29 protein-coding genes are annotated in these 25,863 nt (G+C 72.5%); 11 read left to right on the forward strand and 18 right to left on the reverse strand.

Translation table 11 applies throughout. The annotated features are described in order from the left end of the window. The first annotated feature begins 446 nt into the window (after positions 1-446). A complete protein-coding gene (locus ACZ51D_RS37805) occupies positions 447-1,157 on the forward strand; it encodes a PP2C family protein-serine/threonine phosphatase (RefSeq protein ID WP_465664776.1) in 711 nt (236 codons plus the stop codon). A 94-nt stretch (positions 1,158-1,251) separates the two neighbouring features. On the opposite strand, the gene ACZ51D_RS37810 is transcribed toward ACZ51D_RS37805, so the two are convergent. The 3 genes from ACZ51D_RS37810 to ACZ51D_RS37820 form a co-directional block, all read right to left on the reverse strand. Beyond that, on the reverse strand, positions 1,252-1,677 hold the full coding sequence (locus tag ACZ51D_RS37810; protein WP_465664777.1) for a hypothetical protein: 426 nt from the start codon (positions 1,675-1,677) through the stop codon (positions 1,252-1,254). Positions 1,678-1,778: 101 nt separating this feature from the next. After that, positions 1,779-2,192 (reverse strand): hypothetical protein, encoded by a 414-nt coding sequence (locus ACZ51D_RS37815; protein ID WP_465664778.1) that lies wholly within the window; start codon positions 2,190-2,192, stop codon positions 1,779-1,781. Between the two features lie 6 nt (positions 2,193-2,198). Beyond that, complete coding sequence (locus ACZ51D_RS37820) at positions 2,199-2,543, reverse strand: hypothetical protein (RefSeq protein WP_465664779.1); 345 nt, start codon at positions 2,541-2,543, stop codon at positions 2,199-2,201. A 525-nt stretch (positions 2,544-3,068) separates the two neighbouring features. On the opposite strand from ACZ51D_RS37820, the gene ACZ51D_RS37825 reads away from it, so the two are divergent. The 4 genes from ACZ51D_RS37825 (at position 3,069) to ACZ51D_RS37840 (ending at position 6,313) form a co-directional block, all read left to right on the forward strand. After that, positions 3,069-4,064, forward strand: a complete 996-nt coding sequence (locus tag ACZ51D_RS37825; RefSeq protein WP_465664780.1) for a hypothetical protein — start codon at positions 3,069-3,071, stop codon at positions 4,062-4,064. Then, a complete protein-coding gene (locus tag ACZ51D_RS37830) occupies positions 4,061-4,588 on the forward strand; it encodes a GNAT family N-acetyltransferase (protein WP_465664781.1) in 528 nt (175 codons plus the stop codon). The genes ACZ51D_RS37825 and ACZ51D_RS37830 overlap by 4 nt, the downstream gene beginning before the upstream one ends. An 87-nt stretch (positions 4,589-4,675) precedes the next feature. Further along, the gene (locus ACZ51D_RS37835) at positions 4,676-5,455 is read left to right on the forward strand and encodes a hypothetical protein (protein WP_465664782.1); all 780 of its coding nucleotides are present in this window, start codon (positions 4,676-4,678) and stop codon (positions 5,453-5,455) included. Between the two features lie 165 nt (positions 5,456-5,620). Beyond that, entirely contained in the window at positions 5,621-6,313 is a 693-nt protein-coding gene (locus tag ACZ51D_RS37840) for a PP2C family protein-serine/threonine phosphatase (protein WP_465664783.1), read from the forward strand. 567 nt (positions 6,314-6,880) lie between these two features. Here the strand turns inward: ACZ51D_RS37840 and ACZ51D_RS37845 are convergent. The 10 genes from ACZ51D_RS37845 to ACZ51D_RS37890 all read right to left on the reverse strand — a co-directional run bounded on the left by ACZ51D_RS37845 (position 6,881) and on the right by ACZ51D_RS37890 (position 15,411). Further along, positions 6,881-7,810 carry a hypothetical protein gene (locus ACZ51D_RS37845; RefSeq protein ID WP_465664784.1) on the reverse strand — a complete coding sequence of 310 codons (930 nt, stop codon included), beginning with the start codon at positions 7,808-7,810 and terminating at the stop codon, positions 6,881-6,883. Between the two features lie 162 nt (positions 7,811-7,972). Beyond that, positions 7,973-8,293, reverse strand: coding sequence for a hypothetical protein (locus ACZ51D_RS37850; protein WP_465664785.1), 321 nt, complete (start codon positions 8,291-8,293; stop codon positions 7,973-7,975). A 187-nt stretch (positions 8,294-8,480) separates the two neighbouring features. After that, the gene (locus tag ACZ51D_RS37855) at positions 8,481-10,715 is read right to left on the reverse strand and encodes a P-loop NTPase family protein (RefSeq protein ID WP_465664786.1); all 2,235 of its coding nucleotides are present in this window, start codon (positions 10,713-10,715) and stop codon (positions 8,481-8,483) included. 26 nt (positions 10,716-10,741) lie between these two features. Further along, positions 10,742-11,251, reverse strand: a complete 510-nt coding sequence (locus tag ACZ51D_RS37860; protein ID WP_465396310.1) for a hypothetical protein — start codon at positions 11,249-11,251, stop codon at positions 10,742-10,744. A 1-nt stretch (position 11,252) separates the two neighbouring features. Continuing rightward, on the reverse strand, positions 11,253-12,146 hold the full coding sequence (locus ACZ51D_RS37865; RefSeq protein ID WP_465664787.1) for a hypothetical protein: 894 nt from the start codon (positions 12,144-12,146) through the stop codon (positions 11,253-11,255). Between the two features lie 353 nt (positions 12,147-12,499). Next, complete coding sequence (locus ACZ51D_RS37870) at positions 12,500-12,757, reverse strand: hypothetical protein (RefSeq protein WP_465664788.1); 258 nt, start codon at positions 12,755-12,757, stop codon at positions 12,500-12,502. 87 nt (positions 12,758-12,844) lie between these two features. Beyond that, positions 12,845-14,308, reverse strand: a complete 1,464-nt coding sequence (locus ACZ51D_RS37875; RefSeq protein ID WP_465664789.1) for a hypothetical protein — start codon at positions 14,306-14,308, stop codon at positions 12,845-12,847. Positions 14,309-14,489: 181 nt separating this feature from the next. Then, complete coding sequence (locus ACZ51D_RS37880; RefSeq protein ID WP_465664790.1) at positions 14,490-14,861, reverse strand: hypothetical protein; 372 nt, start codon at positions 14,859-14,861, stop codon at positions 14,490-14,492. Continuing rightward, positions 14,858-15,019 (reverse strand): hypothetical protein, encoded by a 162-nt coding sequence (locus tag ACZ51D_RS37885; RefSeq protein ID WP_465664791.1) that lies wholly within the window; start codon positions 15,017-15,019, stop codon positions 14,858-14,860. Before ACZ51D_RS37885 ends, ACZ51D_RS37880 begins: the two co-directional genes overlap by 4 nt. Continuing rightward, positions 15,016-15,411, reverse strand: a complete 396-nt coding sequence (locus ACZ51D_RS37890; RefSeq protein ID WP_465664792.1) for a hypothetical protein — start codon at positions 15,409-15,411, stop codon at positions 15,016-15,018. The genes ACZ51D_RS37885 and ACZ51D_RS37890 overlap by 4 nt, the downstream gene beginning before the upstream one ends. 300 nt (positions 15,412-15,711) lie before the next feature. Here ACZ51D_RS37890 and ACZ51D_RS37895 point away from each other — a divergent pair, with 300 nt between their 5' ends. The 4 genes from ACZ51D_RS37895 to dnaB all read left to right on the forward strand — a co-directional run bounded on the left by ACZ51D_RS37895 (position 15,712) and on the right by dnaB (position 20,241). Continuing rightward, complete coding sequence (locus tag ACZ51D_RS37895) at positions 15,712-16,515, forward strand: GntR family transcriptional regulator (RefSeq protein WP_465664793.1); 804 nt, start codon at positions 15,712-15,714, stop codon at positions 16,513-16,515. A gap of 39 nt (positions 16,516-16,554) precedes the next feature. Further along, positions 16,555-16,800: a hypothetical protein gene (locus ACZ51D_RS37900; RefSeq protein WP_465664794.1), complete on the forward strand. Its 246-nt coding sequence runs from the start codon at positions 16,555-16,557 to the stop codon at positions 16,798-16,800. Between the two features lie 494 nt (positions 16,801-17,294). Next, entirely contained in the window at positions 17,295-18,707 is a 1,413-nt protein-coding gene (locus ACZ51D_RS37905; protein WP_465664795.1) for a hypothetical protein, read from the forward strand. An 88-nt stretch (positions 18,708-18,795) separates the two neighbouring features. Next, positions 18,796-20,241 carry a replicative DNA helicase gene (dnaB, locus tag ACZ51D_RS37910; protein ID WP_465664796.1) on the forward strand — a complete coding sequence of 482 codons (1,446 nt, stop codon included), beginning with the start codon at positions 18,796-18,798 and terminating at the stop codon, positions 20,239-20,241. A gap of 100 nt (positions 20,242-20,341) precedes the next feature. On the opposite strand, the gene ACZ51D_RS37915 is transcribed toward dnaB, so the two are convergent. Next, positions 20,342-21,070, reverse strand: a complete 729-nt coding sequence (locus ACZ51D_RS37915; RefSeq protein ID WP_465664797.1) for a hypothetical protein — start codon at positions 21,068-21,070, stop codon at positions 20,342-20,344. Positions 21,071-21,938: 868 nt separating this feature from the next. Between ACZ51D_RS37915 and ACZ51D_RS37920 the strand changes: the two genes are divergently transcribed. Further along, positions 21,939-22,343, forward strand: a complete 405-nt coding sequence (locus ACZ51D_RS37920) for a hypothetical protein (RefSeq protein WP_465664798.1) — start codon at positions 21,939-21,941, stop codon at positions 22,341-22,343. Positions 22,344-22,347: 4 nt separating this feature from the next. Here ACZ51D_RS37920 and ACZ51D_RS37925 read toward each other — a convergent pair whose 3' ends face one another. Further along, entirely contained in the window at positions 22,348-22,704 is a 357-nt protein-coding gene (locus ACZ51D_RS37925; RefSeq protein WP_465396240.1) for a hypothetical protein, read from the reverse strand. Between the two features lie 131 nt (positions 22,705-22,835). On the opposite strand from ACZ51D_RS37925, the gene ACZ51D_RS37930 reads away from it, so the two are divergent. Continuing rightward, positions 22,836-23,348 (forward strand): hypothetical protein, encoded by a 513-nt coding sequence (locus ACZ51D_RS37930; RefSeq protein WP_465664799.1) that lies wholly within the window; start codon positions 22,836-22,838, stop codon positions 23,346-23,348. A gap of 132 nt (positions 23,349-23,480) precedes the next feature. On the opposite strand, the gene ACZ51D_RS37935 is transcribed toward ACZ51D_RS37930, so the two are convergent. From ACZ51D_RS37935 to ACZ51D_RS37945, 3 genes are all read right to left on the reverse strand, one after another. Continuing rightward, positions 23,481-24,284, reverse strand: a complete 804-nt coding sequence (locus tag ACZ51D_RS37935; RefSeq protein ID WP_465664800.1) for a hypothetical protein — start codon at positions 24,282-24,284, stop codon at positions 23,481-23,483. Between the two features lie 201 nt (positions 24,285-24,485). Next, complete coding sequence (locus ACZ51D_RS37940) at positions 24,486-24,833, reverse strand: hypothetical protein (RefSeq protein ID WP_465664801.1); 348 nt, start codon at positions 24,831-24,833, stop codon at positions 24,486-24,488. Further along, positions 24,830-25,693 carry a ParA family protein gene (locus ACZ51D_RS37945; protein ID WP_465664802.1) on the reverse strand — a complete coding sequence of 288 codons (864 nt, stop codon included), beginning with the start codon at positions 25,691-25,693 and terminating at the stop codon, positions 24,830-24,832. The genes ACZ51D_RS37940 and ACZ51D_RS37945 overlap by 4 nt, the downstream gene beginning before the upstream one ends. Positions 25,694-25,863: the final 170 nt, after the last annotated feature.

A 25,863-nucleotide genomic window follows, 5' to 3' on the forward strand; every position in this document is an offset into this window, starting at 1 on the left:
GAACCGCACAGCGCGGTCACACGACCAGGCGCGCCCACTGCCGGATCGGCCGCAAGGCCGATGACGGAAGGGCAGACCCGGACGACGGACAACCACGGCACCACCAGCACCCACGCCCACCCACCCCCAGCACCACCCGCCGGCAGCCCACCGCCCACCAACCTCCATGTCAGCAAAACGCTGACGCCACATCGGCACGGCACGCAGAAACGCCAGCACGCCCACCTGCCAGCACGCCAGCGGGCAGAAGTGCCGGCCTTCTGACGTACTGTCGCCCTCGCGTCAACGAAGTGCCGACACTGGCTCGGCCCGGGCGGTCGGGCTCGGCGCCGACCTCAATTCCCCGACCGGGTTCGGCGGTTACTCCGCAGGTCACGAGGGTGATTCACGTTCGGTTAACGCTCCGAAGTGGCGACTGGAGGCGGCGCCGCCCTACAGTGCCGGCCATGACGACTGAGAGCACACGCACGGCATGGGCGACCCGGGAGGGCACGAAGGGCCCCTCCGGGGACTCGTTCGCGGTCTTCACCATGGGGGACCTGACGACGGCCGCCGCCGTGGTCGACGGCATCGGCAACAAGCCCGCGGTCGGAGCGACCACCCATCTGCTCGCCGAGGTGGCGGCGCGGATCGCCGCCCGCCGGGGTGGCCTGGCCGGACTGCTGACCGCCGGCGAGCTGGTGGCCGACGAAGGGGCCGACGAGGACCTGGTCCCGGACGCGGTGGGGCTGGTGGCGGTGGCCTCCCCGGGCGGGCCGACAGTGGTGAACTGGTGCGGGGACTGTCGGGCGTATGGCTGGGACGGCACCGACCTGGTGCGCTACACCACGGACCACACGGTCGGCGCCCAGCTCGCGCTCAACGGGGCGCCGTGGGAGCTCCCGGTCGCCCACAGCAACTGGGTGCGGACCACCCTCGCCCGGGCGACGGTGGGCACGGTCTACGAGGTGGAGATCCCGGCCGGCGACATGGTGGTGCTGACCAGCGACGGCGTGCACGACAGCGTGCCGCACGCCGAGCTGGTGGAGCTGGTGCGCGAGCACCAGGGCGAGCCGCAGCAGCTCGCCGACGCCCTGGTGGCCGCCGCCCGCCCCGGCGCGGACGGGGAACGCGACGACGCCACCGCGGTGGTGCTGAGTGCCGCCTGCGCTTCCTGAGCTGGCGCGCCCGCCTGCTGGCGTGCTGGCGTGTAGGCATGCCGAGGCCCCGCCGCTGCGGCGGCGGGGCCTCGGCATGGGAGGGGCGAGGGCTCTACGCCCTGGAGGGCAGCCGGGGGTTGCATACGTCGGTGTGCGCGTCGGTCCAGTCGGCGATGTCGGCGGCGGTGACCGAGTCGGGCGCCGCGCGGCCGCACAGCGCGCATCCGTGTCCGCCGGCGGCCCGGGAGTAGTAGACCGTGCCGCCGGACAACAGCGCGACGGCACGACGGACCAGGTCCAGCACGTCGGCCAGCCCCTCGCGGCCGGTCTCCCCCTCGACTCCCACCCACACCACGGTGTCCAGGATCCGCCCGGCGTGGCCGACCAGGCGGCGCGGCCGGTCGGCGAGGCCCGGATGCTCGGAGCAAAGCAGGGTCCGCAGGTCCGCGATGCTGGGCGCGGCGGCCTCGGTGATGCCGAGCGTGCGGCAGGCGTCGGCGATGGCGTGGGCGGCGTCGGAGGCGGTCAAGGCGTTCAACGGTGCTCCCTGGGTTCAGGTTTGGGCGGTGGCCGCAGGCAGGGCGGCCATGGGGGTCAACGACGTCGCACGCGGGCCCGGTACGGGTCGGTGGCGGGCGGTCACCAGGTGTCGCCGGTGAAGCGCGCGGCGACGGTCACCAGCCGCAGGTGGCCACCGGTGGCGGCGGCGGTGAATCCGCCGAGCGCGCTGAACGGGCCGGTGATCAGCACGATTTCACCGCAGGACCGTACGCTGCGGCGCCACTCCCGGGGCAGGGGCAGGGAGCCGTCGAACCAGGTCACGCCGCCGGGGCGGGTGAGGGTCAGCACCTGGTCGTTCAGGGCGGCGTCCCAGCCGGGCCAGGGCGGGGAGGAGGGGTCGGGCCGGTCGGTGGACCAGCCGTCGGCGGCGAGCACCGGCGGGGCCGGCCTCTCCGGCGACTGCGGGAAGACCACCGCGGGCCGCCCGCACAGCCACTCCGGCCAGGGCTGGGCAAGCAGGTGCCGGGCGGCCATGACGAGGGCGCTGTCCACGGCGGCTCAGCTCCCGCCGGCCGAGAGGGAGGCGGGCGGCTTCCTGATCTCGTCGGTCCGCGCCGTCCACTCGATGCCGCCGCCCGGCGGCCGCAGGTACACCACGCGCGGGACCTCGTCCTCGCGCCAGGGATGGGTGCCGACCTGCTGAATCTCGCCGAGCACCTCGATGGGCGGGTATCCGGGCACCTGCTCGTAGGGGGCGACGGCGAGCGTGCCGACGATCATCCACTGGTGCGCGGGCTGGGTCAGCCAGGCCTCCCGCCGGCTCGTCCCGGTGCTGCACGACGGCGGCGTGCTCCGGGGGCGGCGGGCGGCGGGCGGCGTCGTACGGCGGCGCGCGGGGGGCATCGGTCTACCTCCGGAGGGGGAGACGGTGCGGGCCTGCCGCTGCAGCGCCAGAAGGGGGGTGAAGGTGCGCGCAGGCGGCAGGCCCGCCGGGGGGAGTCGGCTGCACTGTGCAGCCGACTCCCAGTCAACGGCGGATCCGGCACGGCGGTAAGGACGGAAAGGCTGGTTCCCGCGCGCACGCACCAGGAAGTTTTGACCATCGCGTTACCCATCGACCTGCGCTCTCCGTAGGCGCGGAGCTACGTTGAGCTAGTGGCAGTGAATGAGGAGCTCCGGGCGGCGATGCACGAACTCGGCCTGACCAACGCAGGGTTGGCCGACGCGATCAACCGCGAGACAGAGAAGCTAACCGGCCGGTTCGGGCGCGTCAGCGAGCGGACCGTCACCGGCTGGACCAGCGGCCGGACCGGGTGGCCGAACACACTGCAGCGGGTCTGTATCGAGACAGTATTCGACTGTCCGTCCGAGCAACTCGGTTTCACCCCGCGGGGCAGCAAACGCCCCCAGCACCACCCGGAGCAGCCCGTGAGACGCCGAACGTTCATCGCCACCACCGCCGCCGCCGCGGCGGTGGTCACCGCGCCGGGCCTGGCCGGACGCCAGCAGGTCGGCATGTCGGACGTGAACGCTCTGCGGGCCCGGCTCGACGGCCTGACCGCCCTGGACGACAAGGTGGGCGGGCACGCGGCGCTGGAGCAGGCCGCGCTCGCCGGTGCCAAGGAAGCCGAAGCACTGCAGAAGCGGCCGGCCAGCGAGCGGGTGCGCCGGGCCCTGGCCACGGTGGAGGGCAGTTTCCTGACGACGGCGGCTTGGTCGTGCGTGGACGCGCGCGAGTTCGAGCGCGCTCAGCGCCACCTGGACCGCGCGCTGACGCTGGCCGGCCTGGCGAGAGACGCGAGCCTGCAGCTGCGGGTGTGGAACTCGACGGCGTTGATGGCCTACCAGCAGCAGCACTACCCGCTGGCACTGGCCGCCGCGCAGGCCGCGCAGGCCTGCGGGATCACCCGCCGCGACCCACTGTACGCCTCGCTCGCCCACGCCCGGGCCGCCGTCGGCCACGCAGGCGCGGGCGAGCGGCAGGCGGCCCTGCGCTCGCTCGGGCACGCCGGTGACGCGCTGGGCCGCGCCGACCTGACGCTGCCCCGGCCGGCCTGGGTAGCCTTCTACGGTTCGGCGGAGCTGGACGGCTTGGCCTCCATCGTCCACGACCACCTGGACGAACCGGAGGACGCGGAGGGGGCCTGCCACCGTTCCCTCGCCCGGCTGCCCGAGCAGTACCGGCGCAACCGGGCGATGGTCACCACCCGACTGGCGCTCGCCCAGCTCCGCCAGGACGAGGTCGAGCAGGCGTGCGCGACCGCCGTCCAGGCCCGGGAGCTGATGGCCGGCGCCCCGTTGCCCGGCCGCCTACGCTCCATGCAGGCTGATTTCCACCGGGGCCTGCTCACTTTCGCCCCCGGCTCCGCCGCCCTCCGGCAGTGGAGCGACCGCATCCGTGCCGAGAGGACCTCGACCCCGTGACGATAGAGCTTCGCCGCTACCAGCACGGCAGCCTGCCCGAGGGCTTCCGCCAGCTGCTGCTCGACGTGCACGCCGACGCCTACGCCGACCGCCGCCACGAACCCTTCGTACAGCGGTGGCGGTGGTTCCTGGACCGCTGGTCCGGCAAGCCCGGATTCGTCTGCGTGGTCGGCTACGACGGCACCGAGCCGGTCGGCTTCACCTACGGCGCCCCGCTGACCGACGGCACGGAGTGGTGGCGCCCGTTCCTCAAGCCGGCGCCCGCGAAGACCTCGACATTCGGTCTCAGCGAGCTGATGCTCCGCCCGCGCTGGCGCGGACAGGGCGTCTCCCGGCAACTGCACGAGGCCCTGCTGGACGACCGCCCCGAGGCGCTGGCGGTGCTGTCCGTGGACACTGCGCGCCCCAAAGTCCAGGCCCTCTACGAGTCGTGGGGCTATCGCAAGGTGGGCGAGGAACAACCCTTCGAGGACAGCCCGCTGTACGCCATCATGCTGCGCGGCCTCGACGCCGGGTCCGCCTGACCTCCCGCGCACAAGGGGGCGCCCGCCCCGGGCCCGCGCGCCGGTTCGCCGGCGCGCGGGCCCTTCGCTGTGGGGAAGGATGGCCGCATGACGACCTGGTCCGACGCCATCGACAGCCTCTCCCGCCTCGCCGAGCGGTCCTCGGCGGCCGCCGATGCGGTGACGCTGGCCACCGAGGCAACGCGCGCGCACGCACCGCAACTCCCGCCGCAGGACGGCGACAGCGGAACGTGGGAGCGGTTCCAGCGGGAGGTCGGCCAGTTCGTCACCACGACCGAGCATCAGCGGCAGACGCAGGACTTGGTGACCGCGGTCGCGGTGAGCCGGGTCACGGACCGGGCTTTGCTGCGCGGCGCCTGGCTGCTGCTGAGGCGCCGAGCCGAGGGACGGTCGGCGCCGCGCCGGCTCCCGGCCCCGCAGCTGCTGTACGGCGGGGCGGCACCCCAGTGGTGGGTCAACCACGTCTCCCGCACGGATGCCGGGATCTGGCGCGACATCCCCGCGCCCGGGCCCGAGTTGCGACTGGGTGGCCTTGACGACCCGCTCGTGCAGGCCGTGGCCAAGGGCGCGCGGCTGCTGCAGGCGAGCCGGGTCGGACACGACTCCCGGGACTCGCTCTACGAAGCGTTCCGGCCGACGGACGACTTCGGCGAGGGGCCGGCGGTGCCGCCGGTCCGCGGGGTCTCCCCCGCCACGGGCTGGCGGCTGAGCCTGCTCCTGGGACGCGGCTCCGGGTTCCGTGTCAGGCCCGACCGCGAGGACGAGTTCCGCCAGGCCAGCAGGGACGCACACCAGGTGTGGGAGCGAGCCAGGGCTTACGGCGGCGCCGTCCTGGAGCTACTGCAGAGCACCGGCACCCGCACCTGACCGCCCGCGGCCGCACCCCGGACGGGTCGTCAGCGAAACGCTGACCGACCGCCTCGGCCCGCTGGCGGCCGAGCATGCCAACACGCCAGCACGCCGACATCGGCGCGCTGGCGGGAAGCGAGCGCCCCGGGACCGCCCCGGCACACCCAAAGGAAGGGAACCAACATGGCCATGCAGATCGGAACAGCCTCGCGCGAGGGCACGGGAGGGCCGGTCGCGGACGCCACCGCGACGTACCGCTCGGCGCTCACCGGGCAGACGGCCGCGGCGGTGGTGGACGGGATGCAGCACGGGGAGGAGGTCGTGCGGCTGGCTCCGATGCTCGCCGAGACGGTGGCGCGCGTCGGCGCGTTCCGCGGCGGCATGGCCGGGCTGCTGGCGGCGGGGCTCCTGCTCGCGGACCCCGGCCACCCCGACGCGGTCGGGGTCGTGGCGGTCCAGCGACCGGACGGCGGCATCGGGGTGTGCTGGGCGGGCGACTGCAGGGCCTACCACTGGGACGGTTCCGAACTGACACTGCTGACCGCCGACCACACCCTCGCGGCGTACCTGACCCGGGCGGCACGGGGGGCGGGCGAGGTGCCCGCGGCGGCCCTGGCCGACTTCGTCGGCGTCACGCTGGGCCAGGCGGTGCCCGCGACCGTCCCGTACGTGCCGGCACCGGCTGGGGGCGTGGTGGTGTTGACCAGCGACGGCGTGCACGACAGCGTGCCGCACGCCGAGCTGGTGGAGCTGGTGCGCGAGCACCAGGGCGAGCCGCAGCAGCTCGCCGACGCCCTGGTGGCCGCCGCCCGCCCCGGCGCGGACGGGGGACGCGACGACGCCACCGCGGTGGTGCTGGTGGGGCTGGCCGACTGAACACCGGGCTGTCAGCGCTTCACTGACAGCCCGTGCCTGCGGGTGGGCTAGCGCGCTGGCCTTCCAACGTGCTGGAACGCTGGCGTGCTGGCAGGCGGACGTGCGGAAGCGCAGGCGCGCCACCCCTCGCGAGCGTCAGCGTTTTACTGACACAGGGGCGTTCGAGTGGGGTCACCCGACCGGTCATTCGCATTTCGCGGCCGCCCGGCGGGCGCGGTACTCGGCCAGCGAGGCCACTCCGTCGGGCAGGACCACGGGGTCGCCCGCGGAGGGTCGCGCGACGACGGGCTCGGGCGGCAGCTCCTCCGGACGGGGCTTGCGGTGCTGCCGCAGGGGCTTAGGCCTGGCCGTCTCGCGGCACGGCGGCCAGACCGTCTCGCCGTGGCCTCCGCATACACACCGCCACTCCGATGGCCCGGGCGGGCGGCGGTGCCGACCACTGCCCGCTTCGGGGTCGGACGGAACGTCGGCCAGGCGGCGGCGGTTCTTGCTCTGAGCAGTCATGCCGTATCCAACGATCGGTCCCGGTCGCGCGTACCGGCCTGGCGGGTCGGGCGGCGGCCGGGCTCAGCGGTGGTTCGCCTGGCGGCACAGGGCGATGAGGCCTTCCGGCAGGTGCCCGTACTCGCGGGCGGCCGCGCACGGATCGGTCGGCCTCGGCGGTGGGGCCGGCGGTCGCGGCGGGGCCGGCGACGGGGAGGGCAGCGAGTCGGGCCGTACCGGCCGGGGACGGTGCGAGGGCGGCGCGGGCCGGGCGGCCGGCGGCACGGCCGAGGTACCGGAGTCGTCGTCGTGGTCCTGGCCGGCGGGCTGTTCGCTCGGCGGCTCGGCGGTGGGCGGGGCGGCCGGGACCGGGCTGGGGACGGGAGTGGGAAACGGAGGCGGAGCAACGGGACGGGCGCGCTGCAGGGCCTGGCCGACCGCCGAGGCAGTCAGCTCCACGGCCGGGCCGGCGGGTCGACTGCTGCGGGGTTCGGCGGAGAGGCTGGCCGCGGCGGCGACCATGGAGGTTGCGGCCAGCAGCAGCACCAGGGTGCCGCGCCGCACGGCGGCGACACCGGCCGGGGGGACGGCGGTCCGGGCGGTGGCGAGGGCGCCCTGCAGCACCGGGGCGGGGCGGTGCGGGGCGGCCGGGGGTGCCGGTCGGGCGGCCGGCTGCTCGCAGGCCTGCGCGCGAAGGGTGGCCGTCCAGCACCGGGGCGAGCCTGCGCGGGCCCAGCCGGCGGCCGCGCGCTGGTAGAGCTGGGCGGCCTCCGGGTGGCGGCCCGCCAGGTGCGCCAGGTGGGCGAGGACTTCGACCGACGCCAGCACCTCGGGGTGCTCTGGACCGTGCGCGGCGACCAGGGCGTGCTGGAGCTCCTGGGCGAGCCGCTCGGCATGGGCGGCCCGGCCGCGCCGGAGCGCGGTGCGGATCGCGGGAGGCAGCTCGACCGAGGGGACCTCGGACTCAGGGTCGGGTGCCGCCGGAGCGGGCCGGGGGGTCCTTCGACGGGTCATCGGCTGGGCCTCCTGCGCTCGCTTCGTCCGCCCGGCCCAACGACGGCGGGGTGCCGGGTGAAACGGGCGGGGGGCCGGGCGGGGAGGGTCCGGACATGCCAGCACGCCAGCCTGCTGGCGGTTCAGCAGGCTGGCGTGCTGTTGTCGGTGGGGGCTGGGTGGTCAGTCGCGCACCCGTCGAATCTGGTCAAGGGCCGTGCGCAGGGACTCCTCCAACTTGATCGCGTGGGTGGCGGCCTGGGCGAGGGCCTTCTGCCCGTCGGCCGCCTCGCGCTGGTCGGGGTCACGGGCGCGCAGGAGCAGTGCGAGGCCCTGCTGGGTAAGGACGGTCGGCAGGTCTTGGACCAGGGCGCGCAGGTGCTCGGCGGTGCGGGCGATCTCGTCCAGGTCGCCGTAGGCGTCGCGGCCGGCGGCCCCCTTGCGGATGGTGTGGATCGAGTCGGCGGCGGCGGCCGCGTGACGGATGGTCTCGTAGTACCCCATGTCGCTCAGTCTGACGGACGGGTCGGGCCCCGCGGGGCGGATTCGCCCTGCGGAGCCCGGGATCGGGGGGTGGGTGTAACCGGCGTAATGACGTAACTCTGCAGGTCAGAGGCCTAGCTGGGTGAAACTGGGGTGTAACCGGGCCGCGCGGTCGGCGCCTTCGGTTACACCCCGGTGACGGCTTCGGTTACGCCCCGTCGAGAGCGTCGGTCAGGTCCTGGAGGCGGTAGCCCCGGGCTGTCTTGCCGTTGATGTTGACCGGCTTCGGCGCGCCGATGAGGGGCTTGAGGAGGTCGCGGAGCCGGGTGCGGTTCCAGTCGCCGAACTCGTCGGGCCAGCGCTCGGCGAGGCGTTCCAGGAGCGCCTCCGCGCTGAGCGCGCCGTCGGCGCCGAAGGCGTCCGCGACCAACCCGGTCCGGGCGTCCTGGTCGCCGTCGTCGCCGCCCGTGTCGTGGCCGGCCTCCGCGAGGGTCGCCGCGTCGATCTGCGCGAGTCCGGCCGCCTGGCGCTCCTCGACGCGCTGCTTCGCCGCGGCCGGGCTCATGTGGGTGCACTTGCGCAGGATCGGGTCCGTCAGACCTGGTGCCAGGATGTAGAACTTGCCGGCGTCGGCCGGGTCCCAGTCGCCCGGGGAGGGGGTGAGCCGGTGCGGCGCCCACCCCTCGGAGATGGCGGTGCTCGACCCGACCACCAGCGGCACGTCGGCGGCCCGGCAGGGCAGCATGACGCGGATCCCGAGCGCGTCGGCGATCGCGTCGCCGACCGCGTCGGCCGTCCCGTCCTGGACGAGGATCACCAGCGAGATCCTGACCTTGCGGGTGATCCTGGTGGCCTTGATCAGGGCGGCCCGCTGCTTCGGGGTCAGCTGCAGGAACTCGTCGCAGAACACGACGATCGCGGGGTCTTCCTCGGTGACCTGCCAGTTGTCGACGTCGTCGCCGAGCAGCCGGGTGCGGGCCCGGGCGTACCTGAGGATGTCGCCGATCGCCTTGTCGATGTCCGCCTTGGTGTAGGCGGTGCGTCCGGCCGCGCCGCGCAGGGGGCCCAGGCCGCGCCCGGTGGGGTCGATGTCCCACGCCACGGCGTCGCGGCAACTGGTCACGTAGTCGGCCATCGTCCGTACGAGTGCGGACTTCCCGCCGCCCGAGGCGGCGACCACCAACATGTTCTGCCCGGCCAGTACGAACTTCGTCGCAGTGCCGTCCATCGACGGGCCCAGGACCATGGGGTCCAGGATGGAGTTCGACTTCGGCGGGTACACCGGGTGCTCCGGCATCGCGCCGAACGGGTCGCTGGTGATCACCCGCAGGACCACCGATCCGGCGGCGGCGCGCTGCGGCTGTGCCATGAGGCCGTTCTGCTGGACGCCCAGGAGCACCTCCAGGTCCGGCAGTTTGGCGACCAGGTTGCTCGGCCGGCCCTTGGTGAGGTGGGCGGTTGCCCGCCAGCCCCATCGTTCCTGGGAGACGTCGGTGACGGAGCCGACGGCCAGCCCCTCGGCACGCAGGGCGAGGTGGATGCACTGCCCGGCCTGCTCCAAGCTGGTGGCGAGCCGGATCGGGTAAGGCTTGCCGACCGGTTCCGGGGCGTCCCCGCGCGCCGGGCCGGCCGCCGGGCCCGCCGGCGCGGTGGGCGGCGCCGTCTGCGCAGTCGGTTCGCTCTGCCCGTCCGGGGCGGCTTCGAGGGCGAGCAGGGGGGCGCCCTCGGGCAGCGGATAGGCCAGGTCGGGCGGCTGCGGGGCGGCGGAGCGCCACCCGGGCAGCGCGCCCTTCGCCCACCCGGACAGGGCCACCGCGGCAGCCGTGGTGGCGCCCACGGCGAGCAGGCCGGGGGCGCCACCGATCAGCAGGACCGTACCGACGGCGGCGAGCACGGTCGGGACGCACCGGCGCCACAGCCGCCGCGAGGCAATGCGGCGCCGGTGCTGGCTGATCTCCGCCGGGGTGGCGGGGAGGTGGCCCTGGTAGGCGCGGGCGAGGACGGCCGCGGCCTGCTGCTCCCACTGGGCGGCCGCCGCAGTGGCGGCGAGGGCGGTCTTGCGGGCGGCGCCGTACGTGGTCGCGGTGACGCCCTTGACCTGAGCGGCGGTGTTGGCCTTCTTCGCCTCGGCGTGCTGTTCCTTCGCGCGGGCGCTCAGGCCGGTGTGCTCGGCGTTCTGAGTGGCCTTCCAGCTGCGGTAGCGGTCGTTGAGGAGGTGCACGGCCACGTACTCGTCGCTGGCGTTGTGGCCGGTCAGCCAGGCTCCGCGCTCGGCGGCGAGGACGCGCAGGCCCACGCGGGTGAGGTTGGCCTGCCGTTCCCACCAGGGACGGGGCTCGGCCGGCCGGGGACCGGGGTGGTCGTCGTCCAGGAGCTCGGCGTCGACCACCTCGTCCTCGTGGGGGATGTCGTCCGGGGCGGGCTTGCTCAGCGTGACCGACACGGCGGCTTCTCCTTTCTGGTCTCGGGTCAGGAGCTGACGGCGTGGTTCAGGGCGTTGAGCAGGCTGTCGCCGCCCTTGGACAGGCCGAGGTGGGCGTAGTAGGCGATGAGCGGGACGGCGGTGAGGGCGGCGCCGTTGACCGCGCCGGCGAGGATCTGGCCCTTCGAGTCCTTGTTGAGCCCCTTCCACAGCGCGGCGCCTCCGAGCGCGGTGAGGAACAGCAGCAGGGATCCGCCGTCGGACAGCGGGATCGGCTCGGCGCCGTGGTACTGGGTGGTGGAGTGGGCGCCGGTGGTGCCCCAGAGGGTGATCTGGCCGCCGTAGACGCCGGCCTCGTAGGTCAGCCAGCCGAGGCCGCCGAGGATGCCGCCGGTGCACAGGCCGCCGGTGACTCCGACGACGTTGCCGACGCCGAACGGGACCAGGTCCGCCACGTTCTTCGAGCCGGGGATGAACTTGCCGAGGCCGGTGACCTTGAGGACGCGCCACGTGGTGAGGCCGAGCACGGTGGCGTAGGTGCCGAGGGTGATGTCCATGTCAGATTCCTCCGGTGAAGACCTGGGTGGCCCAGGTGGTGAGTTCGGTGATGGCGGGGATGGAGATGACGCCGGTCAGGACGGCGACCCAGGCGGCCAGGCGGCGCAGGGGCGAGACGGGGGCGAGGGTGCCGTTCCTGGTGGCCCAGATGCGCCAGCTGACCAGCGGCGCGGCCAGGGCCAGGGCCTCGACGGTGTTGCGGGTGACCTCGTCCAGGCCGACGGCGGCGGAGGCGTACCAGGCCGCGCACGCGCTGGCGGAGGCGAAGGCGACCGGCCGCAGCGGGTAGAGCACGAGCACCGTGGCGGCGACGGGGACGCCGTAGTGCGCGCCGACCGTGTGGAACGGCCCCTGCAGGTACCAGGCGGGGACGGCGGCCAGGCCGGCGGCGACGGCGTTCTTGCCGAGCTGGAGCCAGGACCAGTCCCACATCGGCACGGGCGGGGCGGGCGGCTCCACCACGTAGACCGGGACCGGGACCGGGGCGATGACCTCGACGGGGAGGGGTTCGCCTGGGCGGAGGTTGCAGCCTCCGCAGTTGGGGCCGCTGCCGGGGGTGCACGGGTTGCACGGGGGCACCGGCGGCGGGGGCGGCGCGGTGAACGTGCGGGGCGGCGCGGGGACGTAGGGGACGGCCCGCGGCGGCGGGACGTGCGTCCCAGCGTCGGCGGTGTCCTTCACAGTGGTGAAGGACGTGGTCTCGTTCACGGTGGTGAAAGACGCGTTCTCGATCACGATGACCTTGGGCTCCGCGGCCGGGTCGGCCCCGAGCAGCGGGTCGATGATCTCGGCGTCGACGATCTCCTCGACCACGACGGCGTCCACGATCTCGCCGTTGTGCGCGGCGTAGACGTCGGCGAACAGGTCGGCCGGGCTGGTGGTCTGGTCGGTCACTGCGACCACCGCCGGATCAGCAGGTAGAAGCCGTAGACGAGCAGCGCGGTGTTGAGCAGGAGAAGCAGCGCCGCGATGCTCTGCAGCACCCATCGGGCGAAGTCGGGCATCCTGGTGTCTCCCTTCGTTTCGTCGTGTGGCGGATCGGGGGGGTGGGCCGCCCGGCCGTGCCTGGAAGCTGAGGCCGGGCGGTCCGGAGTTCCGTCCGGGCCGGTGTCGGATCACCGGCCCGGGAGGTCGATCTCAGCGCGCTGGCGCGCTGGCATGCTGGCGTGCTGGGTTGCTTGCGGGCTTGCGCGGCAGGATGTCTGCGCGCTAGCCCGCTGGCTGGGCGGGGACCGGCTGGAGGGGGATCAGCCGGGGGTGTCGGAGGGCCGGCCGCTGGACGCCCCGGCGCGCTGGGCGAGGCCGCCCAGCTGGTCGGCGCGGTCCATGGCGTAGTGCGCCAGTCCCAGCTCCAGCTCCGCCTTGCGGGTGCTGACGGCGCCGTTCTCCCGGTTGAGCGTGGCGGCGGTGCGGTAGTGCGCGTCTGCCTTCGCCAGCCAGGCGCCGGCCGTCGCGGCCGCGCCGTCGGGGGTCTCGGCCCCCGAGGTGGTGTCGTTCTCGGTCATCTCGCTGCCTTCCTCGGTCGTGCTGGTCGTCGGTTCCGGGGTGCCTTCCCGTGCCGCTGCCGGCGTCGTCGGGTGGCGTTGCCCCAGTTACTGCGCGTTGTCGTTGTTGTTCTTGCGGAGCTGCTTCTCCACCTCGTCGCGGACGCGCTTGGAGTAGATCCGCGAGCGGCCGAGCAGCTTGGCCACCTCGGGGGTGCTGAACTCGCGCATGGTCCCCTCAATGGCGCGGGCGAAGGTCTTCGCCTTCTCGATGTCGGCGGGCTTGAGGGGCTCGACAAGGTCCTTGCGGGGAGCCCTGCCGGATGCGCGTCGCCCAATACCCCCAAGGGCTGCAGCGGTGCTGGAGGGCCCGCCGGAGGGACCCGCGCCGACCGCCGAGGCGGCACTTCCGCCGTCCTCCTCGTCGCCGCCGAGGACCTCGTCCTCCTCCCGCAGGACGTCCATCGTCAGCATGTCGAGCTCGCGGTAGACGCTGTGGTCCCTGGCCTCCGCGAGGACGGATTCGAGCTCATTGTCGGCCTCGACCCGGCGACGCCATGTCGACGCAGTGTCACCGACAGCGGCGCGGTGGACGTCGTACCAGGCGGCGTGCCAGACCTTCATCCGGGCCTGGCCGGTGACGTCGCCGAGGGCCAGCAGGCGCTCCTCGAAGCGCGCGTGCACGTCGGGGAAGTGCACCGCCCGCCGGGCCTCCTGCCAGAGCTGCTCGCGGGGGTGGCGGTCCTCGGGGTGGGAGGCGAGCATCTGGGTGAACAGCTGCCACTCGGTCGGGAACTGCTGGCGCCGGCGCTTCTCCAGGGCGGCCAGGGCCTTGGCCGCGGCGGCCTCCTTGCGCTGCTCGACCCGCTCCTTGTCCGTCGGGGGCGTGACCTTGGGCCGGTCTCCGACGTACTCGTACGCCTCCCAGACCAGGGGGCCGACCAAGCTACAGGCGAACAGGGCCCACCCGGCCGTCGGGCCGTAGGAGTCGGCGCCGTGCTGGAGGTTGATCCAGCCGGCGTACCCGGCCAGCGCGGCGGTGCCCATCCAGAACGGCCACTTGGGAAGGCCCTTGCGATGGGCCCAATTGCCCAGCAGGACCATGCCCCACGCCATCAGCTCCAGCCCGAACGGGACGAAGCTGGTGGCCCACGAGAACTCGGTCCAGTTGGCGGGCCCCGGCTTGCCGGGCTCGTGCAGGGTGAGGAAGTACCCGACCTGGGCGGGGAGGGCGCCGAGGGTCGTCAGCGTCACCAGCGCGATGATCAGGCGGCGGACGGTGTCGCCGCGGTCCGCCGCGGCCGCCTTCCGCAGCTGCTCGCGCTCGGCGGCGGCGTCGGCCTGCTTGGCCTTGACCTCGGCGAGGTGGCCGAGCATCTTGGTCTGCTTGATCTGCTCGGCGAGCCGGGCCGTCTCGCCCTGCTTCGCCTTGACCTCGGCCTCGACGGTCAGGGCGGCGGCCTCGGCCTTCTTGACCTCGGAGTCGGCGGCCAGGGCGGCCGCCTCGGCCTTGGTCTTCTCGGCGTCAGCCGCCATCTGGGTGTAGCTGCGGTACTCGCGGGTCCCACTCATTGGGGGGTGCTCCTCGGGGGGATTTCAGGGAAGCTGGCTCGCAGACAGAGCGCGGTCCGACGCATCACGTCGATGGCTCCGGTCCGTTTTGCCTCGTGCATGATCCTCGCGCGTTCGATCACGCGGGCGGTCACCGGGTCAGGCGGGCCGCCCGGCGTGTCGCCGGCGGTGCCGGAGACACTCACCAGGCCGGCCCGGTGACGTCCTCGGGCGGCGGTCCAACCACCGGGGTGGTGTGGTCGAGCAGCGCCAGCTCCAGCTCCACCGGGTCGATCCCGCAGGCGACCAGGTGCTCGATCGCCTCCTCGCGGGTGGCGTAGGCGGGGACCTCGGGGGCGTAGTACCGCCACCAGGTCAGCGCGCACAGGTCGGCGGCGCCGGCGACCAGCAGGACGATGACCGCGGGGCCCGGCTCGATCTTGAGCAGGCCGCCCACCAGGCTGTCGGCGGACCACAGGATGCCGAACCCGGCGGCGATCCCGAGGGCCTTGTTGGTGCTGGTGATGAGGTTGGCGGCGAGGAGGACGCGGATGCGGCGGCCGATGGCGATCACTCGGGGCTCCCGGGCTGCGTCAGGACGGGCTGCAGGATGGGCTGCTGGGCGGACTGGGCGGCGAGGGCGCGGGTCTGCTCGGCGATGCGGTCCAGGTGGGCCTGGTGCGCGGCGATCTGCCGGGCGAGGTCGGCGGCGGCCGCAGGGTCCGCGCTCACCGGTCGCCCCGCGAGAGCCGGCACAGGCCGGCTCGGTCCAGCGCGTTACCGGCGGTCTCCAGCACGCTGGCGTGCTGGCCCGTTCGAACGCTGGCGCGCCCAACGTTCCGGCGGGCCATCAGGTACTTGAGCAGCGGGACGACGGCGTCCTCGTCGCGGACGGCCGCGACCTGGACGCCGAGGTAGAGGCCGGCCGGGTCGGAGGCGAGCATGTCGCGGGCCGCGTCCAAGCGGGCGGCCCGCCCCTTGTCGGTCTCACCGAGCAGGTCGTCGGCGAACACGAAGAGGTCGACACCGAGGACGATGGAGAGGGCCTGAACGGCGTTGCTGCTGGCCAACGAGGTGGGGACGGATTCGGTCCGCTGGGCGGAACCGGGCATGATGGTGGGCACGGTGTGGATCACATCCTCAGTTGCTGTGAGGCTGCCCCGCCGATGCTGCGGGCCCGGGGTGCGATCCCGAGGTCCGCAGCGCCATGTCTGGGCATGACGGTGGCGCGGTTTTACGCCTTCCGTCCGGGGTGCGATCCCGTCGTCCGGCGATGTGATGACTCTGGCACTCCAGGCAATCCCGTGTCAACAGTCCAGTACTGTTCGCGTGTCGCATCGACAACAGTCCAGTACTGATGAGGCGCGTAGGCTGGCTTAGTCCTGTACTGCTGAGGTATAAATTGCCCAACGAAAGGAGTCGACATGGCTAGCCGCTACGAGGAAATCGCCGTCGATCTTGAGAGGCGAATCAGCGAGGGGGAGTTCGAGGCAGGGTCCACCCTGCCTGACTACGACGCGCTGACCAGCGAATACGGGGTCGGGCGGGTCACGATCACCAACGCCATCGACGTTCTGCAGGCCAAGGGCCTTGTCCGCCCGGTGAAGCGGGTGGGCCTGGTGGTGCGGATCCCGGGCGAGCGCCGGCGGGTCCGGCGCGGCAGTGTGGTCATGCGGGACCCCCGGAGGGGGTACGTCTTCCCGGCGGCCTCCAGCCCGGGCGAGCCCTGGGTCGTCCACGGTCGGCCGAAGACGTCAACCGAGTCGCTCCCCGACGACGTGGCCGGGCACCTCGGTCTCCCCCCGGGAACGCTGGCGACTCGCCGACGACGGGTCACCTCGCCGGCCGGGGAGGGGCCCTTCCAGATCGCCGACGCCTGGATTCCCCCGGCCGTGGTGGCCGAGGCCCCGCAGGCGGCGGAGCCGGTGACCGGCCCGGGCGGGTACCTCGACCGAATCGAAGAGGCCGGCTATGGCCCTTTGAAGTGGACCGAGTACACCATTGTCCGGCTGCCCTCGAAGGAAGAGGCCAAGCTGCTGGAGATCCCAGTCGTGATGCCGGTCTTCCAAGTGATCACCGTAGGAGTTTCGGCGGAGACGGGCGTCGTGGCCGAGGCCTCGGCTCGAATCATCCCTGGGGACAGGGTGGAGCTCGTTTCCACTCTGCGGCGGGACCGTACGGCCCGGTGGCCGGTTGCGCCGGTCCGCCCTTCGCCGACAGCATCCTGATCGGCAACAACCCCACCGAGATCCAGGAGACCATCGCCCGTGAGCATGACGATTTCCGATCGCCTGGAAGAGTGCTCCGTCAACGCCGAACGGGTGTATGCGGAACTGGCGAAGCGAGCTACTCGCGGGGATGGCCTGGATCCGATGCCGCTGGTCGGCGACTTGGCTGTTGCGGTGGGGTTGAGCCGTCGGATGGTCACCGACGCGCTGCAGGACCTCACCGAGGCGGGTCTGCTGACGACGCGCCGGGTCTATGCTCTGGTAACCGATCGTCTCGGTGAATAGCCGAGCGACCCGGTATGGTGGCTGCCGGTGATCTTTGCGTAACCGGAGCTCACTACCCATTGCTGTGCCCGGCCAGGCGGCCGGGAAGGGCCTGAAAAAGGCCGAACCCCCCGCTGCATCCCGCTGCGGGGGGTACAACCCGGGACTCGTTCGATCTTGGCGGACTGGCCGAGTTCCCTTATAAGTCGTCGCACTGGGCGCTGACGACCTTTTCGGCTGCGAGCTGCGGTGTGCAGTCCCCTTGGGACCTCACCCGCTTCCCAGCGCTGCCTCCATGCTACCGGCAGCACAGCCCTGGGAAAACCGCACTTGAAATAGGACGCGCCAGTTTTGCGACATCGGAGGCACTGGCGCATGCACTCGTTTACTTGCCCGACCCCGGTCAGCACTGGCACCGGGACCACCAGACGCGGCAGGACCGTGATCAGCCGTTTGGGTGGCGTGTCGCGCCCCGAATCGCGGACGGCCAACCAGACCGCGGCCGGGGTAGCGCGATGACCGGGGCCGCGTTCGGCATCGAAGAGTCCGGCGCCATCCTACGTGGCGCCCCGGCCAAGGCTGTCACGATCTACCGGGGGATGACCTTCGGCGGGGTCCTGGTGCACGCCCTCGACCACCTGGTGCTCACGCACCTCCTGTTCGCCATCGCCAGCGGTGAGGAGATCACGCCTCAGATCGTCTGGAAACGGCTCCAGTCCCTCGGCATCCGCTCGGCGAAGAACGAGTCGGTGCTGGTTGGCCGGGGGTCCGTCTACGAGGCGTTCGCCCGGATCATCGCAGCCGGCTACATCCACCGTGTCCAGCTCCCGCACAAGGACGGCGGCGGCCGCAAGGGCCGCGTGGTCTACCTCGCGTACGAGGACCCCGCGGACAACCCGGACCACGGCCAGGCCACTACGTCGGCCGAGACGCTGGCCCGCGCACAGGCTCAGGCCGATGCGGTGGCCCGCGCGAAGGCCCAGGTCGTACCGCTTACCGGGTCTCGGGAAGCGGTGCAGGCTGACAGTGTGACAAATGACGTTTCCGCAGTTCAGACCGCTTACCGGGTGCCGGGAAGCGGTGTAGCCGCATCCGGCTACCCGGTAAGCGGTGAGCGGTCCATTCCCGCAGGTCAGACCGCTTACCGGGTGCCGGGAAGCGGTGAGTCTGCACCCCCCCACACCCCCCCGGAGGTTAAAACCCCCCCTGCTACCTCTCACACCACAACGGTTCCGCCTGTGGGGGCTGAGGCCGGACCGGGGGGAGGGATTCGCTTCGCGAAGACGAAGAGCCCCTCGCGCGCTGAGATGGCGGAGTTGAAGCAGGCAGCACGCGAGTTCCTCCGTAGCCTGCCGGGGCGTTGGGAGTGCGGGATCACGGCCGCGAACCGGTCCGCCGGCCTGCTGGTCAAGGTCCACCTGGAGCAGGGTTGGCCGTTTGGTCCGGAGCTGGTGGCGGAGCTGACTCAGGAGAAGCCCGGTGCTCGGCCGATCGACAGCTACCCGAAGACCCTGCAGTATCGGCTTGGTCACCTTCCCCGGTACCGGCCTGCTGCTAGCAGCCCGGACGCCGACCCCGGATCGACCGGTCCCTCCGAGCCGTGCGAGTACCACCCCCGGCGCGAGGCCAGCACCTGCGCAATCTGCCTGGCCGGGCCGGACTACGCAGCAGAGCAGGACCCGACCGGGCTGGACGATGTGGAGTCCGCCGACGGCCCGACCGGGGCCGAGGTGCCGCAGGCCGTGAGGGAGCTGTTCACCAAGACGGCACGGAACGCGATCCCGGCCAGCCGTGACGCCCGCCGCCGTCAGCGCGGCGGCCGGGCCGCCGGCTACCAGAAGAAGCTCGCGAAGGACGCCGAACTCGACGCGGCTGACCGCGCCGACACTCTCGCGGCCCTCGAAGAACTCATGCGTGCCGGGAACTGAACCCCTCCGGACAGCATGAGGCCGCCGGCAAGCCCTGCCAGGCCCCGGCGGCCAGCGATCACACCCATCTCTCGAACAGGAACGATCAATGACCAGCGTACCCGTGCAGTACTCGCCGGAGCCGACCGAGGGGCCCGAGCCCGAGCCGCTCGACTGGAGCGACACCAGCGAGGCCTCGGCTCGTCGTCGTGGCCGACAGACCGACAGCTTCGAGCGAGTGCCCCCGCAGGACCTGGACGCCGAGCGGTCGACCCTGGGCGGCGAGCTGCTGTCCAAGGACGCCATCGCCGACGTGGTGGAGATCCTCAAGCCCGCCGACTTCTACCGACCCGCGCACGAGATGATCCACTCGGCGATCCTCGACCTGTACGCGGCCGGTGAGCCCGCCGACCCCGTCACAGTGGCGGCCGAGCTCACCAAGCGCGGTGAGCTGGCCAAGGTCGGCGGCGCGCACTACCTGCACGACCTCGTCAACTCGGTGCCCACCGCTGCGAACGCTGGTTACTACGCGCAGATTGTCTCGGAGAAGGCTGTGCTGCGGCGCCTGGTGCAGGCCGGTACCCGCATCGCGGGCATGGGGTATGCGGGCGAGGGCGACGTCGAAGAGATCGTCAACTCGGCGCAGGCCGAGGTGACGGCCGTCGCCAACGTCCGCACCGAGGAACAGGTGGTCCGGACCTCCGACAGCATGGAGGGCACCATGGACCTGCTGCAGGCGTGGGGGGAGAGAGAGAAGGGCAAGCTGTCCGGCGTGCCGACCGGGTTCGTGGACCTGGACAGGGTCACCAACGGCCTGCAGCCCGGCCAGATGATCCTCATTGCTGCCCGTCCGGCCATGGGCAAATCCACGCTAGGCCTGGATGTCGCCCGCGAGGCAGCGATCCGGAATGGGATCGGCGTCGCCCTGTTCTCGCTGGAGATGAGCCGGGACGAGATCAACATGAGGCTGCTGTCGGCCGAGGCCCGGGTCGCCCTGCACCACATGCGTTCCGGCAACATGACCGATGACGACTGGGCCCGGGTCGCGCGCCGGATGCCCGAGGTGACGGCAGCCCCGCTCTGGGTGGACGACAGCCCCAACCAGTCGATGATGGAGATCCGGGCGAAGGCGCGACGTCTTCACCAGCGCGAGGGCATCGGCCTCGTGATCATCGACTACCTGCAGCTCATGCAGTACGGCGGCCGCCGCGCCGAGAACCGCCAGCAGGAAGTCAGCGAGATTTCCCGGGGAACCAAGCTCCTGGCGAAGGAACTCGGGGTGCCGGTGATCGCGCTGAGCCAGCTCAACCGCGGCCCCGAGCAGCGGACCGACAAGCGGCCCATGGTCAGTGACCTGCGGGAGTCGGGATCGTTGGAGCAGGACGCGGATATGGTCATCCTGCTGCACCGGGAGGACGCCTACGAGAAGGAGAGCGCCCGCGCCGGCGAGGCCGACCTGCTCCTGGCCAAGCACCGCAACGGCCCGACGACGACGATCACCGTGGCGTTCCAGGGCCATTACTCCCGCTTTGTCGACATGGCGCCCGAATCCTGATCCCAAAATCGTACATATGCGCTATGGGTTGGGATAATTCCATCGAATAGCGAAGGTCCGCCATCCCCGGTCGGGGTGGCGGACCTTCACTTGTCGGGCATCAGCGTTTCGCTGACGCCGATTCCGGGGCTTTCAGGTCGAGCGGGAGCTCCTGGGCCTCGGCGGCCGCGCGTTTGACGGCGGCCCGCAGCAGGTCGCCGGTTGTGACGATCCGGGCGCGCAGCCGCTCGCGCTCGCTCAGGGCCTCCCGGGTGGCGCGCGGGGCGAGGGCGGCGGACAACACCGCCAAGGCGGCCGGCACCCCCTTGGCCATGGCCCGCTCGTAGCGGACCTCCGGGGCGTCGCCCCACCGGTCTTGCCAGGAGAAGAGCTGCTTGATCACCTCGCACGTCTCCCAGTACACGGCCCGGCGCAACTGCTGATCGAGCTCCTCGGGCAGCTCCACCCGCAGCTTCTTCTTGGGGTAGCCACCCGACCCGCGGACGTGGCCGTGCCGCCTGTCGCTGTCCCCCACTGGCCGGCCGCGCGACGTGGTGCCCGGCGGGAGCGGCTCGTACTCGCCGCCCATCCCGCGCTCGGCGAGGACCCGGTGCAGAGCGGCGGCGAGCACCATGTCGCTGGTGCCGAGCAGCTCGCCGGCCTCCCGCCGGCGGGCGAGTTCGGCGCGGACGGCCCTGCGGGCCTCGGCCCGGGCGGTCCTGGTTGGCTCGGCGTCGGCCTCCTTGCGCGCCTCGGTGAGCCAGCGCTCCTCTTCGGTGCGGTGGCGCTTGACGGCGGCCTTGTAGGCCGCCAGGTCCTCGGCCTCAAGGGCGAGCTGCGTCATTCCCATGGAAGAAGTTTCTACGGAGATAGACAAGAAACGGAAATCAGCGGGCACCCCCGCCCCGGTGGGCTCTGGACCGCAACCACATGTGAACAGGTACTGAGGTGATGATCGGACGGGATAAGAAGAAACAACGGAGATAAACCGGGGCCCGGAGAGCCGACCCTGCCCCACGTTTATCTCCGGAGATAAACGTGGCTTAGAAGGCCGCCCGAGGGCGGCCGAAGCGGAGCGGGGCCGCACACGGGGCCGGTGGCGAGCCTCTTTACCTTGGCCTGCGGGCCCGTGCCGGGCCGGTGAGGCCCCGTGCACAACCCCGCGCGGCATCCACGTCTGCCGTCCCCAGCCGTCCATGCCGGGACGCCGCGCCGATGTTGGCTGGGATCAAAGATAAAGAGGAACACCGAACGCAGGCACGGGGCCGGCCTCGCGTCCGGGTGCGGCCTGTGCGGTCCGCGCTGCTCCGGCACCGCCCCCTCGGCCGCGGGGCGGCCTCGCGAGCGGTGCCGGGCGCGGCCCGCTCGACGGCTGGCCTCAAGGCAACAAGGCGCTTCGCGCCGCTACCTGGAACAGCGGGCCCGGTCTGGCTGGGGTGGTGAAGTTGTCCGGGCGAACGGTCGGCGCGCTGGCCCGCCGACACGTTCACGCGCCAGCGCGCCGACTTCCGCGAGGCCCGATTTCCCGGGCCTGACCTGGGGTGGAATCCTGGTGAGCCCAGCAGAGGAGAACCGGTGTCCTTCCCCAACCGGGCCGTCGCCGAGCTCGACCCGGCGCCCGTCGGCGCCCCGTGCCCGTGAATACCCCCCGGGGCCTGGGCCCCCGGGGCGCGCTGACGCCCCGCTCCCCCGTCCAGGCGCCCCGCACGCCGCCGTGGGTGCCGACCGAGGATCGGCCCGACACCCGCACGCAACAGCTCGTCCTCGTCGCCCGGCACACCGCGCGCACCGAGCCGTGGCGAGAGCTCCTCGACGGCCTCGATGCCGACGCCCTGCAGCAGGCCGCCGCCGATGCGCAGGCTGCCGGCACCGAGCCGGCGATCGGCGTCACCTCCCGGGTGCGGGCCGCACTGCGGGCCCTGGCCCGCTGGGAGCAGGCGCTCGGCGAGCTCCACACTGGGGTGACCGCGGTGGCCGGCGAAGCCGGGCCGTGCGACCAGGCCCGCGAGGCCGGGCGGGCGGAGGAGATCCGGCTGCGCCAGGCCCGGGCCCACCTGGCCGAGGCGGTGCTGCGCTACCACCACGGCGGCGGGCCCACCTCCGAGGTCACCCGGGTGTGGTGACCGGTCACCCGCGGGCGGCGTCGACACCGCGGCCGTCCTCATCGTCAACGCCCTGGTGACCACCAGCAGGCCGGTGCAGCAGGGCGACCAGCTCCTCGTGCCGCACGCCGGTCACGTGGTCGACGGCGGCGCCCAGCACGTCCCGAGGCCCGGACGCCCGGGCCTCGCGGGTCAGCGCGCTCGCCGCGGCGGACAGCTCGTCGGCCGTGGTCGACAGCTCGCCGGCGACTTCCGCGAGGTACGCCCAGCTTCCACCGTTGATCGCGCCCGCGCAGCGCTGCACCAGGTCGAGCAGGTGGGCGTACCGGGCACCGGCCGCCCGCGCCGCCGGCGTCAGCTCCTCCAGCCGCTCGCGGTCCATACCTCGACCGTGCCACGCCCGACCGGCCACCGCCACCCACATCAGGGCAACGTCAACACGGCGCCCGCTTCGTCAGCAGACCGGGCGAACGGCCAGCGTCGGGAAGCCGCCCTCTGCCAGGATGGGCGGCCATGACACACGACGACCGTCCGCTGGCCACGCCGGAGCAACTGCGCGGCGCGCTCTCCGCTCTGGGCTTCACCGGCATGGACGACCACCCCGGCGGCAACGATCCGGTGTTCCTGCTCGGCGCGCTGCTCGCAGTGGTCGAGACGCACTCGCGCGAGCTGGAACGCACCGAGCTGCCGAAGGCGACCGAGGGCTTCCTGTCGGTGATGATGACCTACGCCGATGGCGACGTGCGCGGCGCCGCGCGCGGCTGGGCGGTGGTACTGAACGACAGGATCAACCGCACGGCCGTCGAGCTGCATGAGGCGGTGGACGGCGAGGGCCGCATGTTCACCGACGTGGCTGGCCCGGCGATGCTGGTCGCCGGGAACCTGCTCAACCTGGTGAACCGCTCCGAGATCGACCAGGACACCCTGGTCAGGACGATCGAGTTCGCCGACCGCAACCTCAAGTCCACGCGGAAGAACCTCGGCACGATGCGGGAGACGCTGCGGCGGCAGGGCTTCAAGCTCTAACCCGGGCTTGACCGAGTGACCGGCTCCGGCAAGGGCACGGCAGCGCGCCAGCAAACTGGCGCGCTGGCACGCCAAACGCGGCGTCAGCGAAACGCTGACGCCGCGTTGGGGGACGAACGGGAACCAGGGTCGTCAGCCTTTCGCCGCCTGCCCAGCCTTCGCGGCGGCCCGCTTGGCCGCGTTGACCCGCTGGCGCTGATTGACAGCCTGCTGGCCGGCGGCAAAACGCTCGCTCATCAGCTCCAGCAGCGCGGCGCGGGCCTCCTCCGCGTCGACGGCCGCCCGACCGGTCGGCGTCGGTCCATCAGCCGGGCGACCCGGCGGGGCCAGCTCCCAGCGAACCAGCGACAGCGTGGTGTGCAGCTGTTCGGGTCCGGATCCGGTGGCGAGCTGGCCGGCCAGGGTCTGCAGGTGGATGTGCAGGGTGCCGTACTGGCCGTCCTCCTGCGGCCAGGCGCCGGAGGAGTCGACCAGTCGGTCGGCCACTTCGCGCATCTGCTCCTCACTCTCGCGGATCCACTCGTTCTCTGCGCGCTCGCGCAGCACCTGCCGGCGGCGGTCTGCGACGTCGCGACCGCTGCCCCCTCCCTGTAGCCGCTGGTAGCGCACCTCGGCGCTCTGCCGGCTCTTCAATGCGAGGGCCCGGGCGATGCGCTCCCAGCTGATCCCTTGCTTTCGGGCGTAGTCGAGCAGCGCCCGCTCGGTGTTGTCCAGATCCTCGCGGGCCTCGCCGACGAGGGTGAGGCCCGCGAGCAGCACCTCGTCCGGGAGCGGCTCGGCGCCGGAACTGGAACTGGTGTGGGCGGCATAGCCCTCGTTCACCGCGTCCCGGAGCAGCCGGTGTACGGGGACGTAGGAGTCGTGGTTGCCGCGGGCGGCCAGGAGGTCGCGTGCCGCGCGCCGCAACTCGTAGGAGTTGACCGGATTCGTCGTCATGATGTCAGCATTCCACTGACAAGCCCCAGGTGTCAGCATTTCGCTGACATTCCCAGGGCGTGGCGCGCCTGCTTGCCCGCGGGGCCACGGACCAGCAGGCGAGCACACCAGCGGGCCAGGCCTCCAGCGCGCCCACGGGCTGGCGGGCTAACGGCGAAGGCCGTCACCACCTCGGTGGTGACGGCCTTCGCCGTGCCGCTCTCAGCGGCCGCCGAGCTGCTCTCGCAGCAACTTCTCCAGCGGGTGTTTCGCCAGGAAGAGCAACAGCGCCTGGCGGACCCCTTCGCGTTTCTCAATGCCCCGCAACTCGCACACCGCACCAAACTGCTTCTGCAGGGTCCGTGGCGCGTAGGTCGAGAACGTGTCCCAGTCCAGCCCATCGGCCTCCGGCTCCGACTCGGCCGTCGGCGCGGGCTTGGCCGCCGGCGCCCGCTTGGCCGCAGTCTTGCGAGGCGGCTTGGCGCCCGAGGCTCCGCCGACGTCAAGCTCCTCGGGGTTCGCCGTGAGGGGTGTCCGTCCGGCGGGGGTCTTCTGGTGACGCTGGCTCACGCAGCGAATTCCTTCCTGAACTTGATGACGCGGGCGGCCAGCAGGTCGAAGACCGCAGCCATCTCCTTGCCGGGGCCGGTGCCGTACAGGCGCAGCGGCAGGGCGACGTCGCAGGCGTCCTTGATGACAGCGCGCTCGTGGATGGCCCTGATCGGTTCTCCGTCGGGGCCCGAGGCGGACCAGACAAGGCCGGGGAACTGGTCGGGCATGGTGCCGAGGTGGAAGTCGTGGGACTTGAGCCCGGGCCGGTAGTGAGTGGGGACGACCAGGCCCACGGCCAGGTCGGGATTGCCCAGTGCCTCGGCCTTGCGCTTGATGAAGTCGGACACGCGGATGGCGCCCTCCACCCCGTCGTATTCGGTCTCGACGGCGAGGATCACCATGTCGGCGGCGGCGAGGGCCAGCTGGGTGAGGTGGCCCAGGTTCGGCGGGGTGTCGAGCAGGGAGATGCGGCCCTCGTCTACGTCGCCGATGGCGGTCTTCAACCGCAGGTGCGCACCGGCCTCCAGCTCCGTGATCCTGTTTTCCAAGTCGAATCGTGCGCCTGCCACGCGGATCCGCCGGCTGTAGATGCTCTCCACCCGGCGCACCGTGCCGTCCGGCTGCTCTTCCTCCTCCACACCCCAGCCGCACGGGCGCAGGGCGTCGATCACGCAACCGGGATCCTCGGCCTTGATCGCCTCGCTGATCGACACGTCCGTGATGGTGGGACGGGCGGCCAGGCGCCGGCTGGCGTTGCCCTGCGGGTCCAGCTCGTAGACGTCGACGTCCTCGCCAGCCTCGGCGAGGGCGGCCGCGGTGTTCACCACCAGCGCGGTCTTGGCGCTGCCGCCCTTGTTGTTGCACACCGCGATGCGCAAGCCCCTGCGCCGCCGGCGGCCGGTCCCTCGCACTGTCCTGCGGACCATCCCGCACCTTCCTCTCGTGGCCGTACGCCGTGGACACCATGCCACACGCGGGCCTGCGCCCACACCGGCGCCGTCACTCGGAGACGGCTGTGACCTGGGCGGATGATCCGCTCGGGCGTGCG

It is taken from the genome of Kitasatospora sp. NPDC033851 (genome assembly GCF_055576085.1).

Excerpts from the sequence above, each read along its gene's own strand:
- ACZ51D_RS37805 (WP_465664776.1), top strand. The coding sequence starts at position 447 with ATGACGACTGAGAGCACACGCACGGCATGGGCGACCCGGGAGGGCACG.
- ACZ51D_RS37820 (WP_465664779.1), bottom strand. The coding sequence starts at position 2,543 with ATGCCCCCCGCGCGCCGCCGTACGACGCCGCCCGCCGCCCGCCGCCCC.
- ACZ51D_RS37835 (WP_465664782.1), top strand. The coding sequence starts at position 4,676 with ATGACGACCTGGTCCGACGCCATCGACAGCCTCTCCCGCCTCGCCGAG.
- ACZ51D_RS37840 (WP_465664783.1), top strand. The coding sequence starts at position 5,621 with ATGGCCATGCAGATCGGAACAGCCTCGCGCGAGGGCACGGGAGGGCCG.
- ACZ51D_RS37845 (WP_465664784.1), bottom strand. The coding sequence starts at position 7,810 with ATGACCCGTCGAAGGACCCCCCGGCCCGCTCCGGCGGCACCCGACCCT.
- ACZ51D_RS37850 (WP_465664785.1), bottom strand. The coding sequence starts at position 8,293 with ATGGGGTACTACGAGACCATCCGTCACGCGGCCGCCGCCGCCGACTCG.
- ACZ51D_RS37860 (WP_465396310.1), bottom strand. The coding sequence starts at position 11,251 with ATGGACATCACCCTCGGCACCTACGCCACCGTGCTCGGCCTCACCACG.
- ACZ51D_RS37870 (WP_465664788.1), bottom strand. The coding sequence starts at position 12,757 with ATGACCGAGAACGACACCACCTCGGGGGCCGAGACCCCCGACGGCGCG.
- ACZ51D_RS37875 (WP_465664789.1), bottom strand. The coding sequence starts at position 14,308 with ATGAGTGGGACCCGCGAGTACCGCAGCTACACCCAGATGGCGGCTGAC.
- ACZ51D_RS37895 (WP_465664793.1), top strand. The coding sequence starts at position 15,712 with ATGGCTAGCCGCTACGAGGAAATCGCCGTCGATCTTGAGAGGCGAATC.
- ACZ51D_RS37905 (WP_465664795.1), top strand. The coding sequence starts at position 17,295 with ATGACCGGGGCCGCGTTCGGCATCGAAGAGTCCGGCGCCATCCTACGT.
- dnaB (WP_465664796.1), top strand. The coding sequence starts at position 18,796 with ATGACCAGCGTACCCGTGCAGTACTCGCCGGAGCCGACCGAGGGGCCC.
- ACZ51D_RS37915 (WP_465664797.1), bottom strand. The coding sequence starts at position 21,070 with ATGGGAATGACGCAGCTCGCCCTTGAGGCCGAGGACCTGGCGGCCTAC.
- ACZ51D_RS37925 (WP_465396240.1), bottom strand. The coding sequence starts at position 22,704 with ATGGACCGCGAGCGGCTGGAGGAGCTGACGCCGGCGGCGCGGGCGGCC.
- ACZ51D_RS37930 (WP_465664799.1), top strand. The coding sequence starts at position 22,836 with ATGACACACGACGACCGTCCGCTGGCCACGCCGGAGCAACTGCGCGGC.
- ACZ51D_RS37935 (WP_465664800.1), bottom strand. The coding sequence starts at position 24,284 with ATGACGACGAATCCGGTCAACTCCTACGAGTTGCGGCGCGCGGCACGC.